This is a genomic window from Zoogloea sp., from assembly GCF_023150065.1.
Taxonomy (GTDB): Bacteria; Pseudomonadota; Gammaproteobacteria; order Burkholderiales; family Rhodocyclaceae; genus Zoogloea.
Genome location: NZ_JAKLLN010000010.1, coordinates 91,307 through 107,171 on the forward strand (window position 1 = coordinate 91,307; position 15,865 = coordinate 107,171).

Below are 15,865 nucleotides of genomic sequence, written 5' to 3' on the forward strand. Positions count from 1 at the left end.
AGCTGCTTATGCGCGCCACCCTGCCTGCCGATGACGACATGTCCTGTGTCTCCCCATGGCGCCGCATCACCGCGCGCATCCTGCTGGTGGTCTTCGGTTCCGGTTGCGTGCTGCCCGGCGGCGCCTACGCGGCACCCATCGCGGATCCCAATGGTCCCATCGCCTTCCGCCCCGGTATCGGCCAGACCTCCACCGGCGTGCCTGCGGTGGACATCACCCGTCCCAACGCCGCCGGTACGTCCTACAACCGCTACCAGCGTTTCGATGTGGATCAGGAGGGGGTGGTCCTCAACAACAGCAGCCGGGCGGGCACGACCCTGCTGGGCGGCAACGTGACGGCCAACCCGAATCTGGCGGGTGGCGCTGGGGCCAGCGTGATCGTCAATGAGGTGGTGGCCCCCGGGGTCGCATCCCGTCTGGCCGGGTCGATCGAGGTGTTTGGCGCCCCGGCGGCGGTCATCGTGGCCAATCCCAATGGTGTCACCTGTGCCGGCTGCGGCACGGTGAATAGCCCGCGCTTCGTGCTGTCCACCGGCACGCCGGTGTGGCTGGACGCGCTGGGCTCACCGGCTGGCTTCGCGGGTGCCACGGGGGTGGGCTTCGAGGTGCAGGGCGGGCAGGTGCGTGTCAATGGACACGGCCTGGAAGGGACGGTCGGCAAGGTCGAGCTGGTGGGCGCCTCCATCCAGCTGGATGGACCGGTACGGGCCCACTACCTCAATCCCGAGCTCGCCGGCATCACCGTGCTGGCGGGGGCCGGACGGGTGGCCGAGAGGGCAGGGCAGCTCGAGAACCTCAGCCCCGGGCAGCCGGCCTCCGTTCCTCCCGGCAGCTTCGCCATTGATGGCACGGCCTTTGGGGCCATGAGCAGCAGCCAGATCCGTGTCGTGTCCACCGACCAGGGTGTCGGCGTGCGCCTGGCCGGGCCCCTGCTGGCCGACAGCCTGGGGCTGGTGGTCCGCAGCGCGGGCGATCTCAGTGTTGGCGAACTGGTGGCGCGCCAGTCCATCAGTCTGGATGCGGCGGGCAACCTGAACATGCTGGGGGCGACGGCGAGCGGCGGCGATCTTTCCGCTCATGCCGGGGGGCGTGTGCGTGTCACTGCGGCCAGCTCGGCGACCGGCGCGGCCAGCCTGTCGGCCGCAGATACGGTGGAGCTTCTTGCCCCGCTGACGGCGGGGGGCCGTGCCAGCGTCAGCGCAGATCAGGTGCGTTTGGCGGCAGGGGTGACGGCCAACGAAACGGAGATCGACGCTCGCTCGCTGGTGCTGGGTGACGGTGGGCGCGATGTCCAGATCCGCGGAGACCTGAACCTGGCCGTGACCGGTGATCTGGTGACGCCCGGGGCGGTGACGGTCAGCGGTAATACCCGCCTTTCGGCAAGTGCCTCGGTGGGGCTGGGCGGGGATGTGACGGTGGGGGGCAACCTGCTGGTGGATGCGGCCGCGGATATCCGTGCCGGAGGCCACCTGAGTGCGGGCGGCCTGGTGCGCCTCCGCGCCGGGCAGGGGGTGGACATTATTGGTGGTGTATCGGCGGGTGCCCTCGATCTGGTGGCCGGCCGGGCCGTCTTCGGTGGCGACCTGATGGTGGCCGGTGATGGAAGCATCGTGGCCGCCAGCCTGGTGCTGCCGTCCCGGGTCGAGGCCGGCGGGAGCCTGCGCATCGACACCAACGGCGACCTCATCAATACCGGACGCCTGGTGGCCAGCGGTGACCTGAACCTGGGTGCCGGCGGGCGTGTCGCCCTTGCCGAAAGCGGTGCTGGCGGCCGGGCCGATCTGATCGCCCGGGGTGGCAGCCTGAGCATCGGCTCCCCCTTCGTGGCCGGGCGCAACGTGAGCCTTGCCGGGCGGGACGGGGTGCTGGCGAATGCGGTCCAGTCGGGGGGCGATCTGGGCATCGCCAGCAGTGCGGGCACCGTGGCAACGGGGGCGCTGGTGGCGCCCGGAGCGGTGGCCGTCAATGCCGCCCTCGGGCTGAATGTCGGTGGCCCGGTGGCTGGCGGTGCGGATGTCAGCCTGGTGTCGGGCGCAGCCCTGCAACTTGCGGGCAATGTCTCTGCCGGCGCCGGGCTGAGCCTGGTCGGGAGCTCGATTCGCGCCCGGGAGGTGCTGGCGGGGGGCCAGTTGCTGATCGACGCTGGACAGCTTGAGGCTGAGACCCTGGGGGCGGGCGGTGCGCTCGGTTTGCGTGCGCTCACGGGGGTGAGCGTGAGTGGCGCTGTCGTTGCCAATGGGCCCGTCAGCGTCGTGGTGAGTGATGGTGCCCTGGCGGTCGGCGGGCCGCTGCTCTCCAACGGAGCGCTGGCAGTCACGGCACGAAGCGACATCGGTGTGCTGGGCGGAGTGAGTAGTGGTGCCGCGGTCAGCCTGGTCAGCCAGCAGGGGCGCATCGCCGTGCAGGGCGGGGCTGGCTCGGTGGGCGGCATCACGCTGGATGCGCTCCGGCAGATCGATGTCGGTGGAGACATGGCGGCCGGCGGCCCAATCCTGCTGCGCAGCGGGACGGCGGGTATCGACGTGGCCGGGAACCTCGCCAGCGCTGCCAGCCTCTCTGCCGACGCGCCGGGGGACATCCGTTTCGCCGGTGATACCCGGGTGGGCGCGGAACTGGCCGTGGCGAGCACGGCGGGGGCCCTGGCCTTTGCGCGTGCGCTTGAGGTGGGGGGAGCCGCGCGGCTGGCGGCCGCCCGTGGCATCGATTTCGGTGGCGACAGCCGCTTCTTTGGTGCCCTGAGCGTGGCTGGCGGGGGCGGGCCCATCATCAACCGCGGCCATCTCTATGCCAGCACCGATTTCATTGTCGACACGCTGGGCGATTTCATCAGCGAAGGCCGGATCGACAGCCTGGCCGCGGTTTCCATCCGCGGTGCGCGGCTGAGCTTCAACACGCAGCAGGCCGGCGGTGTCTTCGCCAATGGCGGCATCAGCCTGGTGGCGCGGGATGGTGGCTGGCTGGGGCGCTCGGGCACGCTCGCCAGCAGCGCCGCCATCGCACTTGAAGGGCCGCGTTTCGAGACGGCCGGTGAGGTGCTTTCTTCCGGCGGCGCGCTCTCCTTCACCGGCAACACCCTGGTCAATGCCGGCCTGGCTGCGGCACAGGCCGTGGTGGTCAATGGGCGGCTGGAGAACGAGACCGGTGGCCAGGTGTCGGCAGCGTCGGTCGAGGTTCGCGGCACGACGCTCAACCGGGGCGAGATCGGTGGCGCTACGGTGATCCTGGCGGAGGCTGTCCGTAACGCCGGGACGATCGCCGGGGATCGCGTGCTTGTGGGAGGTGATCTGCTCAACGAGGGCAGCCTTGGCGGGGGCGACTTCAGCTTCACGGGCCGTAATCTCGACAATGCCGGGTTGCTGGCGGCCAGGGCCGTGGGCGTCACCGCGGTGAACATGGACAACCGCGGGCAGGTCCAGGGGGGCCGTGTCGACCTGCAGCTTGCCGGGGCCCTGGGTAACAGCGGGATTATCGAGTCCATCGGTACGACGACCGTGGCGGCGGATGCGCTGCACAACAGCGGCACCGTGCACGCCGGCGGTAGCGGAAGCATCCGGGTGGCGCAGGGCGTGGTGAACGACGGCGGGCGCCTCTCGGCGGCGGAGGGCCTGGACATTGTTGCTGGCGCCTCCCTCAGCAACCGCGCGGGGCGCATCCTGGCCGGGGGCGATCTGGCGCTGCAGCTCGGCGGAGAGTTGAGCGGTGCCGGCCTGGTTGCCGCCAATCGCGATCTGCAGGTGAAGGCGGGCCGAGGGCTTGAGCTGGCCGAAGGTGGGGCCGGGCGTGACGCGGCACTCTCGGCCGAGGGGGGCGAGCTGCGCATCGGCAGCTCTTTTGCGGCTGGGGGCAATCTGTCCGTGGCTGGGCGTGATGGCGTGGTGACCGAGGCCCTGTCGGCGGCGGGTGCGCTGCGGGTGAGCAGTACCCGGGGCGATGTGGCCACCGGAAGCCTGATGGCGGTTGGCCCGGTGAGTCTCGCTGCAGCGGGGGCGGGCCAGGTGTTTGGCGCGGTGGTGAGTGACGGCGCCGTGACCCTGGGCGCGGGGGGCGTGCTGGGCGTGGACGGGGTGCTGGCCTCCGGAGGCAACGCCACCCTTTCCGCGGGGGGCGTGCGGGTGGCTGGCCCGGTCCAGGTGCTGGGGGCATTGGCGGTGGATGCCGGGACCGCCGGGCTGATCCTCGGCGGCGAGGCCAGGGCGGATGCCGGTGTGTTGCTCAAGGGCCAGCAGGTTTCGGCCAACGGTGTGCTGACCGGTGGTCGCCTGGCAATCCAGGCCGGGGCGGGAGGCTTCGACAACCGCGGCAGCCTGGTGGGCAATTCAGGTGTCGATGTGAGCACCCTGGGCGCCCTGGTGCAGCAGGGCGTGGTGGCGAGCCAGGGGGATGTGTCCTTGACCGCCTTGCTGGGCTTGAGCCTGTTGAGCGAGGTCGGGGCGGGCGGCAGTCTGACCCTGGATACTGCCGGCCAGATCGTCGGGGCTGGGGCCTGGAGATCGGCCGGTGCCTTGAACGTCCGGGCCGGACAGTCCATCGACCAATCCCGCGATGTGCTCGCCGGCGGGGCCGCGAGCCTGAACGCGGAGGGCGCTTCCCTGAGGCTTCGCGACCGGGTGGTGGCCAACGGCGCCTTGAGCCTCAAGGCCGGGGGCGAGATCGAGGCCGGGGCGCTGGGCGGCGGGCTGGAGAAGGGCGAGACCGTCTCGGTCGAGGCCGGAGGCAATGTCGGGTTCGCCGAGGTGCAGGCTGGCGGCAACTACCTTGCCCGGGCGGGGGGCGATTACCGGGTGAATGGCGCCAGCGTGGTGGTCGGAAACCTGGATCTGGGTGCGGCCCGGGATGTGGTCCACAGCGGCGCAGTGAGCATCGGTGGCAATGCCCTGGTGCAGGCCGGTGGTCGCCTTGCCCAGGGCGAAACGCGCATCCTGGGCAAGGGCGTGCTGGCCAGTGCCGGTGCGCAGGACTACGCCGGCAGCCTGTCTGCGGGTGATTCCCTGGATCTGCGGGCGGGCGCCGGGGTGGCCGTGGCCGGCGCGCTGCTTACGCCTGGGGCGCTGTCCTTGGAGGGCGGTGCGGGTGGGGTGAGTGTGGCCGGTGAGTTGAGCGCTGGTGCTCGTCTGCAGGTGGCGGCAGACAGGGCCGTGAGCGTGGGCGGCGAGCTTCTGGCGCTGGGGGCTGCTCAGGTGCGCAGCCGGCAGGACGGTATCCATCTGAAGGGCCCCGTCACGGCGCTGGAAGCTCTGGGCCTTGATGCCCAGGGGGATGTCAGGCTGGGGGGAGACCTGACGGCAGTGGGGGCGCTCGATATGCGTTCAGCCATGGGCTCGGTGGTCTTCGAGCGGGGGCTGGGGGTGGCGGGGCCGGCCAGCTTTTCGGTGGGGCAGGATCTGGTTTTCCTGGGCGATGCCCTGTTTTACGGGCCCCTGTCGGCGACCCGGGTGGGGCGAACCCTGGACAGCCGCACGCGCCTGCAGGTGGGGAGCGATCTGCTCCTCGACATCACCGGCGACTTCGTCAGCGAGGGCCTGGTGCAGAGCGCCGGCGGGGTACGTATCGTTGCCCGCAACATCCGCGCCAACCTGCTTCGTGCGGGCGGCATCGTCGCCAACGGTGACATCGAACTGGTGGCCCGCGACCAGGGGCAGCTGGGTGCCCCAGGAGGCGTGAGCAGCAGTGGCGGGGCGATCCTGTTGGCGGCCAATCGCTTCAGCAATGCCGGGGATGTGGTTTCCGGCGGGGTGGGCTTTGCCTTCTCGGGGGGCAGCCTGAGCAATGCAGGGCGTATTGCGGCGGACGCTGTGCGCGTGGCGGGTGCGCTAGACAACCAGGGCGCAGTCTACGGCGAGACGGTCAGCGTCAGCGGCCATACCGGCAATCTGGGCACCATCGCCGGCGGCGTGCTCTCGTTCAACGGCGGGCTGGGCAACGGTGGCGTGATCGCCGGGCGCAGCGTGAGCGCATCCGCTGCCGTCAGCAACAGTGGCGAGATCAGCGGCGACAACATCAGCCTGTCGGGTGGCGCGGTGGCCAACAGCGGGTTGGTGTCGGCAAGCCGGGTGAGCATCCAGGCGGCCGAACTGGCCAACCAGGGCACCCTCAGCGCCGGGTCACTCGATGTCCGGACCCTCGGTGCCTTCGTCAACGGCGGCAGCGTGCAGGTGGGGGGCAATGCTGACATCGTTGCCGACGGCGGCTTCGTCAATCAGCTGGTCGAGGCCTCCCGCTGTGTTACTGCAGCGGTGTGCAATCCCCGCCCGGGCCTGCCGCCACCTCCGCCGCCCGACCCCGAAAAGGACTTCCGCTTCGTGCAAAGCCCTGCGGTAATGGCCGTGGGTGGGCAGCTCAGGCTGTCCGGCGGCAAGGTCGAGAACCGGGGCATCATCCAGGCCAACGGCATCGACATGGCCCTTGGGGCTGCAGCTCTCGTCAATGTGCGCAGCGAGAATGACGTCCTCACCGATACCAATTTCGGTACCGAGGCACCGACGACCAATACCGGCCTGATCCTGGCGGCTGAAGACATCAGCATCGCTGCCGGATCCCTGCTCAACCAAGGCGGTCGGATCGCTGCAGGGGGCGGGCTGGATGCCCGGGTCAGCGGCACGCTGGGTTCGGTGGCGGGGGCGCGCGCAGGCCTGTCACCCCTGCTGAGCGGGCGCTATGTCACCCTCTCCGGGTCTGAGCTGCTTACCGACGGGCTGGTGCATGCCACCCAGGATCTGAGCCTCCTTGCTCCTGCAGGCAGCCTGATCAATCGCGGCACCCTGCTGGCTGACAACAGCCTCTCCGTCGTCACCGGTACGACCGTGACCAACGCCGACAAGGCGGCCCTGTTGGGCACGCGCTCGGTCAGCCTCAAGAGCGCCCACGGCATCTTCAACGCCGGCCTGATCTACGGTAATGGCGAGGCCGCCGAGCGGGTGGCCATCGATGCCGGTGACGGCAGCTTCACCAATGTCGGTACTGGCACCGTACTGGCCGGCGCCTCCCTGGACATCAAGGCTGCGGCATACGCCAATGGCGGCACGGTGGCGTCCCGTGGCGATGCCCGGCTGGATGCGCCGTCCTTCGTCTTCCGGCCGGCAAGCAGCGGCCTGCTGGCCTTTGGCACCCTGAGCCTGGACGTGGCCGGAGTTGTGGTGGATGTGGGTGAAACCTGGGTCAGCCCGGCCATGAACACCCTCTGGCGCGGCGTTCTCTCGAACACGGGGCGCGTGCTGCTGGGGGGCAATGCGGCGGGCAGTGTCGACAACCTCGCCACCGGAGGCCGCACCCTGACCGGCGAGCCGGACCTGCAGGGGGGGGCTTACCTTCTGCTTGGTCTGCCGACCCTGAATGGTGCCTACGTGGATAGCCATACCGATGTGGCTACGCGTGCGCAGTTCGTGGTCAATGGGCTGTTCCAGGGGAGCCTGCGCAATGTGGCCTCCGATGCCAAGGTGGCCGGCAGCTATGCCTACAGTGCGGGAAGCGTTGCCCAGACCGTTCGCTGGACCAATGCCCTGGGGGAGACCGAGGAAACCTCCGCGCTCAGCCTCGCCCGTCTCGATGCCACCGGAGGCGCCACCCTCATCACGCTGGACAGCCCTGACGCCGGCACCATCGTCGCCGGCAATCTCGGCATCACGGGGGTCAATCTCAACCTGGGCTCGGGTGTCGACCCTACTGCGGCCCAGCAGGCCCTGGTTGCGTCCCGCCTCAACCGGGTGACGGCAGGCAGCCAGACGGGTGTCCACGCTGCGGTTTCCGGGCCTGCGGGGATCGTCGGTACGGGGGGCGCACTGCAGCCCGCTGCAGTCCTCGGCGCCGACCCGACTGCAGGGCTTGCGGCGGCACCTGCCAGTGCAGGGCAGACCCTGTTCCCAGGTGTCACGGCCACCCCTGTGCAGGGCCGTGGTGTGGTGGAGGTGAGCGGAAGCCCTGTTGCTGGCGCAACCGCGGGAGGCGTCAGTCCGGTGGCCCCGGATCTGGCCGATCCTGGCCAGCCAGCCTCCGGAAATGGCACCCGCGTCGTTCCCCAGGCGGTGATTGATCCCGCGGCAATGCCTGTTGCAGGCGGTGGAGCGGACCCCTCGATCAAGACCCCCACGGTGCCGGCAACGCCCGGCGGAAGCCTGCCTGTCGATGAGGCCGCCCGGTATGGTCTGGCCTTTCCCGACTGGGGCAGCTTCACAGCAGCTCCCGGCGCTCTCCGCGCCGATAACGTGGATCTCCTGCTGTCCGGGCGTTTCACCAACCGGGGCGTGTTCGAGGTCGCCGATCAGTTGCTGATCCAGGCTGAAGGCGGCATCGACAACTTTGGCGCGTCCATCCGCGCTGGAGGGGCCCTGGGCCTGTTCGGGGCCAGCCTGGACAACCGCAACGGCTCCATCCAGGCCGGCAGCCTCACGCTCGCACTGGGCGGGTCGCTGGACAACACCCGGGGCCGCATCCTCATAGACAAGGACGCCACCCTCGCCGTGGGCGGCGATCTCATCAATGATTCCGGCCGTATCGAAGCCGGCAGCCTGGCCCTGGATGTGGCCGGAAACCTCTACAACCGCACGCTTTACGCCGTCGACCTCAAGGACACGACCACCACCCGTCGGACCGAGTTCGACAGTGTCTTCGGCACCACCGTCACCACCCGCAGCGACAGCACGGTGATCCAGAGCGCCGACCTGCGGGCCGGCATCGTCGCCCGCACGGGTGACCTGAGTCTCAACGTCGGGAAGGACCTGGTCGTCACCGGCGCCGATCTGAAGGCTGCCGGCGCGCTCACCGGTCGGGTGGGCGGCAACATCGACATCCAGGCCTTGTCCGTGGAGAACAGCCGGAAGCGCGTCGACACGATCAGCAACGAGCGTAGCTATACCCTCAACAACGGCGAAACCGAGACCACCGGCCTCACCGCCAGCGGTCGCACGGTCACCACCCGGATCGACAGCGAGATCCGCCATCAGGCCTCCGTACTGGAAGCCGGTGGCAAGCTCGACCTTGAAAGCGGCGGCAGTACGGCCATCGTCGGCGCCCGGGTCAAATCCGGTGCAGAGACGCGAATCGTCGTCGGAGGGCATCTGGCTGTCGGCGCTGTCGTTGACAGCAGCCATGTCGAACAGCGTGTCACTACCCAGGTGGAAGGGGCGGCCTTTCTTCCCGGTCTGCCCACGGCAGGCGGGGAGCGCCTGGAGCTGAAGCATGCCGACACCGCGATTGGCGGGCAGATGGACTCCGGTGGTGCCACGACACTCCAGGCGGGTGGCAGCCTCATCCTGAGTGGTCAGCGCATCAGCAGCGGCGGAGATACGCGCCTCTCGGGCAGTAGTGTTGTCCTTGACGGGCTGAGCCTTGAGACCCGAAGTGAATCGCGCAACGCCGGCTCTACAGTGGTCTCCCTGGATGCCCAGACCCGCCATGCGGGCAGCGCCATTCAGAGTGCCGGCAGTCTGGATGTCACCGCGACTGGTGTTCCCGAAGATGCGGCCAGCACGACGGGCAGCATCCGTGGCCGCGGCGTCCAGCTCGAGGCCCGCGCCACACTCACCCTGGCCGCGGCAGGCGACATCGCCCTCGAAGCCGGCCGTAACACCGACGATTTCGTATCACGCAACCACTCCGGTACCGCCATCGTCGAGCGCAGCCGGGACGAAAGCGCCCGCAATGGGCTCAGCGGCGAAGCCATCTCCGTGGCTGGCCGCAACATCACCCTGGAGGCCGCCAGCCTGAGCTCGCCGGGCAAGGTGAATATCGTGGCCCGGGATGCCCTGAGCCTTGCGGCAGCCACCGATTCCGCCTCGGACCACACCCTCAGCGTCAAGAAAACCGGCAGCTGGCTGAGCAAGAAGACCACCACCACCGAGCACGCCGAGCAAAGCCTGCGCGCCGCCACCACCCGGATCGACGCCGGGGAGATCCTGCTCCAGTCCGGCGGCGATCTTGATCTCTACGGCACCCGCCTCGACGCCAGCGGCCAGGTTCGTCTTGCCGCCGGCGGGGAGCTCCACGCCTACGCCGTGCAGGACGTGCACAGCGTCATGGACCGCCAGAAGGTTGTCCGTGCGCCGGGGATCGGTGCCCTGCTGCTCGGCGAGGACCCGACCTTCCGGCGCCGAAAGACCGAAACCCGCGACAGCCGCACCAGCGAAGAAGCCCAGGTCACCCAACTGCAGAGTGTGGGTGAGCTCACCACCCAGAGTGGCGGCGACACCCTGCTGCAGGCAAGCCGCATCGAAGCCGCCCGAACCACCATCGCGGTTGGCGTTGGTGACAAGGCTGAGGCCGACGCCACCCTGATCCTCGAAGGCGCGAAGAACCGGCTCGACACCAGCCACACCGTCAGCAAGAAATCCTTCGCCTGGCAAAACCAGTCCGGCCAGGGAGAAGGTAGCGAGACCCTGCAGGTCGTCAATATCCAGGGCCCGGTCTCCATTCATGCCCGGAGGATCGTCGCCCAGTTGCCCGAAGGCGACTTCAAGACCCAACTGGAGAAGCAGGCTGCACAGCCCGGCCAGGCCTGGATGCTGCAACTGGCCGACCGCCCCGACGTGGACTGGAAGGCCGTTGCCCTGGCCCACGACAAGTGGGACTACCAGCAGGAAGGGCTGACGGCGGAAGCGGCGCTGATGATTGCCATTGCGGTCAGCATCGTCACTGCTGGTTCCGGTGCCGCACTGGCCAGCTTTGCTACAGGCACTACCGTTGCTACCAGTGCCACCTCCGCCATCATCCTGCAGGCCGGTATCGTCGCCCTCACCACTCAGGCCACGGTCACCCTGATCAACAACAAAGGCAACCTGGGCAAGACGCTCAGTGATCTAGGGCGCGACGAAACCATCCGGAACGTTGCCACTGCGATGCTCACTGCCGGCGCCCTGAACGCCCTGGCCGGCAGCATCAGTGTCCCCAATGCCGACGGCAATCTCGTCACCCTGGCGGAGATCAGCGGCAAATCCGATCTGGTTGCCCAGATCGGCAAGAACGTCATCAACAACACCGCCAGTGCTGTCATCGATACCGCCATCAACGGCGGCGATCTGGGCGACAAACTTGGCCGAGCTATTACTACCGGCGTCATCGATGCCGCCGGCGCCAGCGCCGCCAACAGCGTGGGTGACCTGACTGGCTTCAGCAACCGCATGGGCCACCTCGTCGTTGGCTGCGCCATGGGCGCCGCCAAAGGCGGCGACTGCGGCTCCGGTGCCATCGGCGGGCTGGCCGGCGAACTGGCGGCCGAATGGTACGGCGGCGACCGCGAACCGGTCAGCGCCACTCAGGCGAGCAAGACAGTGGACGTTGCTCGGTTGTTTGGTGCACTAGCCGTTACGTTGGTGGGTGGCGATGCACAGGTTGGCGCGACTGCAGCGGGGAATGCGGCGCAGAACAACTTCCTGAATCACTTCCAGGTCAAGCAACTCAACGAGCAGCTCGCTCAGTGCAAAGGACAGGCAGGTTGCATCAATCAGGCAATTTCGGAGGCCCGAGAACTCGACAAGCGACAGCACGACCTGATTGCTCAGACCGAAACAGCCCAGGGAAGCCGGGCTCTGGTCGAAGGCATTCAGAAGCCCGGGGCAACGATTGAAACCAGCCTATGCGCGGGGGTCTCTGCCTGCGTCAAGTATGCCGAAGAGCTTCCTCTGATCAACATGAGGGGCTATATCTATGGGGTCCAGGATCGTGTCGGCGAGCTTGCGCAGATCAAGAGAATTCGCGCCTTCGAGACCCAGATCCGGCAAGCAGATCCGGCACTGAGTGACGAAGAAGTGACGCGCCAGGCTGCAGTACGGGCAGGGGTCTATGATGCGGGGCGGCTGGGGCAGTTGTTGGGGGCTGCCGGGAAAGCAATACTTGAGGACGGTGTCCAAAGTATAAGACCTTCGGGTAACAAGCCCGCTCTTGGGGGGGCTGGGGAGAATGTCAGCGTCGTAGGGGGGGCGGCGGAGCGGGGTGGGGAAAATAGTGTAAAGGGAGTGTCTGGCGCAGGAACTATCCCGTCCTATGAAGAGCTTCAGAATCTTGCGGCGAACACGTTAGACTTTAGTACGAAGCCTAACGGCGCAGTGTTTTGGTCTGGCGCGAACAATATGATGGTCGCGCAGTGGTGGGCAAGCCTGACCGGAAAAACAACCCTTGAGCAAACTGTCGGTGGACGGTACCTCCATAGTTTGAATCTGTTCGACAACTTGCCAGGTGCCCAGGCTGCCCAAATCTGGGACACGGCTTCTGTACGGTTCGCAAACGGCGCCAGCGGCAATGTCAATACGTTCGCGAAAGGGGCTACGCAATTTGGCCCCTATGGAGAGCGCACTTGGTGGCGCCTGGAACAGCCCGCATTGCAGGCTAATCCAAACATAACCAATATCCGACAATGGAACTGGACGATGGACCCAAGGCGCTTACCATGATTGGAAAACTACTCAGGGTGCTCAATCCACGCTGGCATCTTCTAAAAAGGGAAGTTGCGCGCCAGCATGCTGGACCTTATGTGGAGAGGAGTGACGCTGGATACACGATTGCGATCATATGCAGAGGTGAGCAGCTTCTCTACACGGATGAGAACGGGAGTTTGGTTCTTGAGATATGCATTCCGGGGCGATGGGTTGATGCATCATCAATAAGTAAGTGGGATGAAGTCGGCAGTGTTTCCGAGCGGCAGCGTGCGACGATTGTCGGCAGGATCAAACGGTACTTTGAAGACCGTCAGGGCTTCAGCGTTCACGTTATCAATAGAGACAAGATGGCAGGGCCGGGAAAATGACAGGCACGATTATTAACGCGAACATGCGCCGGCGCATTCTTGCCTGCGCCGACTTGGCCGATTTCTTAGCCGAGAAAACTCATCTTGAAATGAGGACAGGAGATCGCAAAGGAGCAGAGTTTGCAGGTGATTGCGAGCGATTCAGGGCTTGGTTTGGCGATGCCTCTTCCGTCCGAGAGAAGCTTCAAATTCTCTCGCTCTGTCGTGAACGTCGTTATCCGACGCCCCTGGTTGGTAGTGGTGAACTTCTGGGGGTTGTCATTGAGTTGGGCAATGAGTTTGGTGTTGACGCCCTTGCTGTGTATTCGGACTTGCAAGGGGCATGGTATAGCGGACGGGATAGCACGCTGACGGAGGTTGACCTGTCAGCAGGTTCAAGGGTGGCATACCAACAGTTGCGCGATGTGGTCAATCGTGGCATGCAACATTGCATGCCTCACCCTACGGAGATTCCTTCACCACCCCCGCCGGGATACACGGTAATCAGCTTTCTTTCGGAGAGCGGGATTGCGTATGCCTTGGGTTCGAGCCGTGACATGGCCTCGGATGGTATTAGTGGGCCAATAATCTATTCGGCGCTAGCTATTCGAAAACTGATCTTGGGGAGTAGGTCCGACGCATCGTGCATCTGATCCGCAACAGCGTGAGCTACGCCAGGCGGACCACAAGGCGCCGGTGGTGACGATCAAGCTGATCTGCACCGTGATCAGTGCCGAAGGTGCATCGACGCCCGCAACCTCGACATCGAGGCCGGCGGCGAGCATGCAGGGCTCCCGCGGCTACCCAGTTGACATCAATCCGCGTCGTCGTTCTCACTCTCCACCGCCAACCCCAGCAGGGCTGCTTGAAACTCGTCCGAGGTCGCAGCCTGCAATCGCTTGGTCTTGATGCTGGTCTTGATCGAGGTGTTCAATTCGATGAGGTTCAACGCGATATGGCGCACCAGAGCGAGGTTGTGGGCGACGTGGCTGGCGCGTGCGCGTGAGTAGTCATCGCCAAGCTGAACATCTAGGCACCAGTGCAACCTGTTTTCGACTTCCCAATGACTGCGTACGGCGCGCATGAATTTCTCGGCATCCGGGGCCAGGCTGTTGATGTAGTAGCGGCGTTCAACGCTCGTCCTGTCAACGATACGGCGTGTGCGCTCGACGAGAGCAAAGCTCTGCAGCTCGCGCCACTGATCGCCCTTGTAAAGTCTGTCGCCCGCGTCGAAAGCCCAGCAGCGGCTCCATTCTTTCCGGCTGTGTCCCGTGTTGTGACTCTCTCCGCTTGAGGCGGCCTGCAGTGCTCCGCCAACGCCCGCCTGAGCCAGCAGAGTTTCGGGTGTCACTAAGCCCCACGCCGCCATTGTTGATCTGTGCTATCGGGGTGTAGAGCTGCCCGGGGTTGGGGTTATCCACCGTGGCCGGATTGAGAGCTTGAGCGACAAGGCGCGCCGGCTACTCAAACGCCGTCAGGTGGTGGAGCTGGTGATCGGGCACTTGGAGGACGATTGTGGAGTACGACGGAACTGGCTCAAAGGATCGGAAGGCGATGTGCTGCACCCGGTGCTGTTTCCTGTCGGTGACCACGGCCCGTGCGCGGGAGCTGGAGGGCTTTGGCAAGCCCTAGGGGATGTGGCCCTCGCCCGCCCGGACGGGCGGGGAGGGGGCTGCGCGCGGTGCTTACTTCCGGCGACGCAGCATGAAGCCCGTCAGCCCCAGCGCTGCCAGGGCGAGGCTGGCGGGTTCGGGGATTTGCTGGGTCTGGAAGTCGGCGAAGACGTCGCCGGTGATGCCGAGCACGAAGAACTGGTTGGGGTTGGCGGTGGGGGTGCCATTGACGTCCACGGTGTCGAGGAAGTCGTTGTCGTTCACCACAATGAGGCTGTGCTGGAGCACGCCGTCCACCCACACGTCGGGGCCGAAGGCGAGGCCTTCGATCTTGGCGGGGATGGTCCGGTCGGTGTAGCCGTTGGCCTTGAGCAGGGCGACCAGATCAACAAACAGGGTTTTGCTGACGGCCTTGCCGGCGAGGTTTGCGGCGCCGGTGAGGGTGCCCACGTCCTGGGCGCCGTTCAGGTTGATGGTGTAGAGCTTTTTCTGGACGGCCTTGGAGTCGTCGCCGAGGCCCTTGCCGTCGCGTTCGTCGATGATGAATTCGTGGTCGTTGATGGCGACGATTTCGCTGATGGTGCCGTACTTGGGCTTGGCGGTGGTGCCGATGTTGTCCAGTTCGTAGGCGTATTCGTGGGTGACCTTGCCGGTGGCCAGGTCGATGGTGACGATGCGCACGGTGCTGGCGGCGGTGCCGCCGTCCTGGGCGAGGGGGCTCTGCATGACGCCGACCAGGGTCTTGCCGTCGGGGGTGATGGCGAGGCCTTCCATGCCCTTGTTGGTGACGCGGCCGCTGGTGTTGGCGGCGATCTCGGCGCTTTCGGTGGCGGCCGGGGTGGGGGCGGCAAACTTTTCGGGCAGGGTGATCACGCCGGTGCGTTCGCCGGTGGCGCGGTCGAAGCGGTAGATGTAGGGGCCGTATTCGTCGGAGATGTAAACGCTCTTGCCGTCAGCGGCGACGCGGATGCCTTCCAGGTCGAGGCGGGCGTTGTTGGGGTTGGTGGAGGTGCCAGTGGCGAAGGCGTCGGAGCGGCCGGTGAAGTAGTTTTCGCCATTGCTGCCGGTGAGCACCGGAGCGCTGCCGTAGTTGAGGGCGGTGCTGCTGGAGAGCAGGGTGGTCGCGTTTAGCACCGGGGTGAGGGTGGCGAGGCTGCCGGCGCTGAAGGTGGTGGTGCTCAGGCCGAGGTTCATGGTCTGGAAGCGGGGGATCCAGCTGGTGGTGTTGTCCACTGCGCTGTTCCAGGCGCTGGCATTGGGGCCGCGGTCGGGGGTGAGCAGGAAGGTGTCGCCACCGGCCCACGCAATGGCGGAGCCGAGCCCGCCGAGGATGTTGGCGGGGGCGCCGTTTTCAAGGGTGTTGGTGAGGCCCGACAGGTCGGAGCCGCTGATCTGGCCGATGCCGATCAGGGACACGCCGGCGTGGGCGGGGAAGGACACGGAAAGGGCAAGGGCCACAGGCACGAGGGCCGTGAGCAGACGTTGGGTGGGCATGGAGGCTCCGCAGTGGGATGGATAAACCCCCAACGCTACCTGCGTCAGA

At 66.6% G+C, this 15,865-nt stretch carries 4 protein-coding genes and 1 pseudogene; 3 read left to right on the forward strand and 2 right to left on the reverse strand.

The annotated features are described in order from the left end of the window. The first annotated feature begins 8 nt into the window (after nt 1-8). The 3 genes from L6Q67_RS12985 to L6Q67_RS12995 are packed head-to-tail and all read left to right on the forward strand — an operon-like array spanning nt 9 to nt 13,362. Nucleotides 9-12,377, forward strand: a complete 12,369-nt coding sequence (locus L6Q67_RS12985; protein ID WP_296569957.1) for a filamentous hemagglutinin N-terminal domain-containing protein — start codon at nt 9-11, stop codon at nt 12,375-12,377. Further along, nucleotides 12,341-12,730, forward strand: a complete 390-nt coding sequence (locus L6Q67_RS12990) for a hypothetical protein (protein WP_296569959.1) — start codon at nt 12,341-12,343, stop codon at nt 12,728-12,730. Before L6Q67_RS12985 ends, L6Q67_RS12990 begins: the two co-directional genes overlap by 37 nt. Beyond that, on the forward strand, nt 12,727-13,362 hold the full coding sequence (locus tag L6Q67_RS12995; RefSeq protein WP_296569961.1) for a hypothetical protein: 636 nt from the start codon (nt 12,727-12,729) through the stop codon (nt 13,360-13,362). Before L6Q67_RS12990 ends, L6Q67_RS12995 begins: the two co-directional genes overlap by 4 nt. Nucleotides 13,363-13,523: 161 nt before the next feature. On the opposite strand, the pseudogene L6Q67_RS13000 reads toward L6Q67_RS12995, so the two are convergent. Both L6Q67_RS13000 and L6Q67_RS13005 read right to left on the reverse strand, forming a co-directional pair. Next, nucleotides 13,524-14,006 (reverse strand): annotated as a pseudogene (locus L6Q67_RS13000) (ISAs1 family transposase); the annotation flags it as partial. 388 nt (nt 14,007-14,394) lie between these two features. Next, nucleotides 14,395-15,816 (reverse strand): esterase-like activity of phytase family protein, encoded by a 1,422-nt coding sequence (locus L6Q67_RS13005; RefSeq protein ID WP_296569962.1) that lies wholly within the window; start codon nt 15,814-15,816, stop codon nt 14,395-14,397. Between the last annotated feature and the right edge of the window lie 49 nt (nt 15,817-15,865).

Bases quoted from the DNA above. Each gene is read 5' to 3' on its own strand.
- L6Q67_RS12985 (WP_296569957.1), top strand. From the start codon at position 9: ATGCGCGCCACCCTGCCTGCCGATGACGACATGTCCTGTGTCTCCCCA.
- L6Q67_RS12990 (WP_296569959.1), top strand. From the start codon at position 12,341: ATGGAACTGGACGATGGACCCAAGGCGCTTACCATGATTGGAAAACTA.
- L6Q67_RS12995 (WP_296569961.1), top strand. From the start codon at position 12,727: ATGACAGGCACGATTATTAACGCGAACATGCGCCGGCGCATTCTTGCC.
- L6Q67_RS13005 (WP_296569962.1), bottom strand. From the start codon at position 15,816: ATGCCCACCCAACGTCTGCTCACGGCCCTCGTGCCTGTGGCCCTTGCC.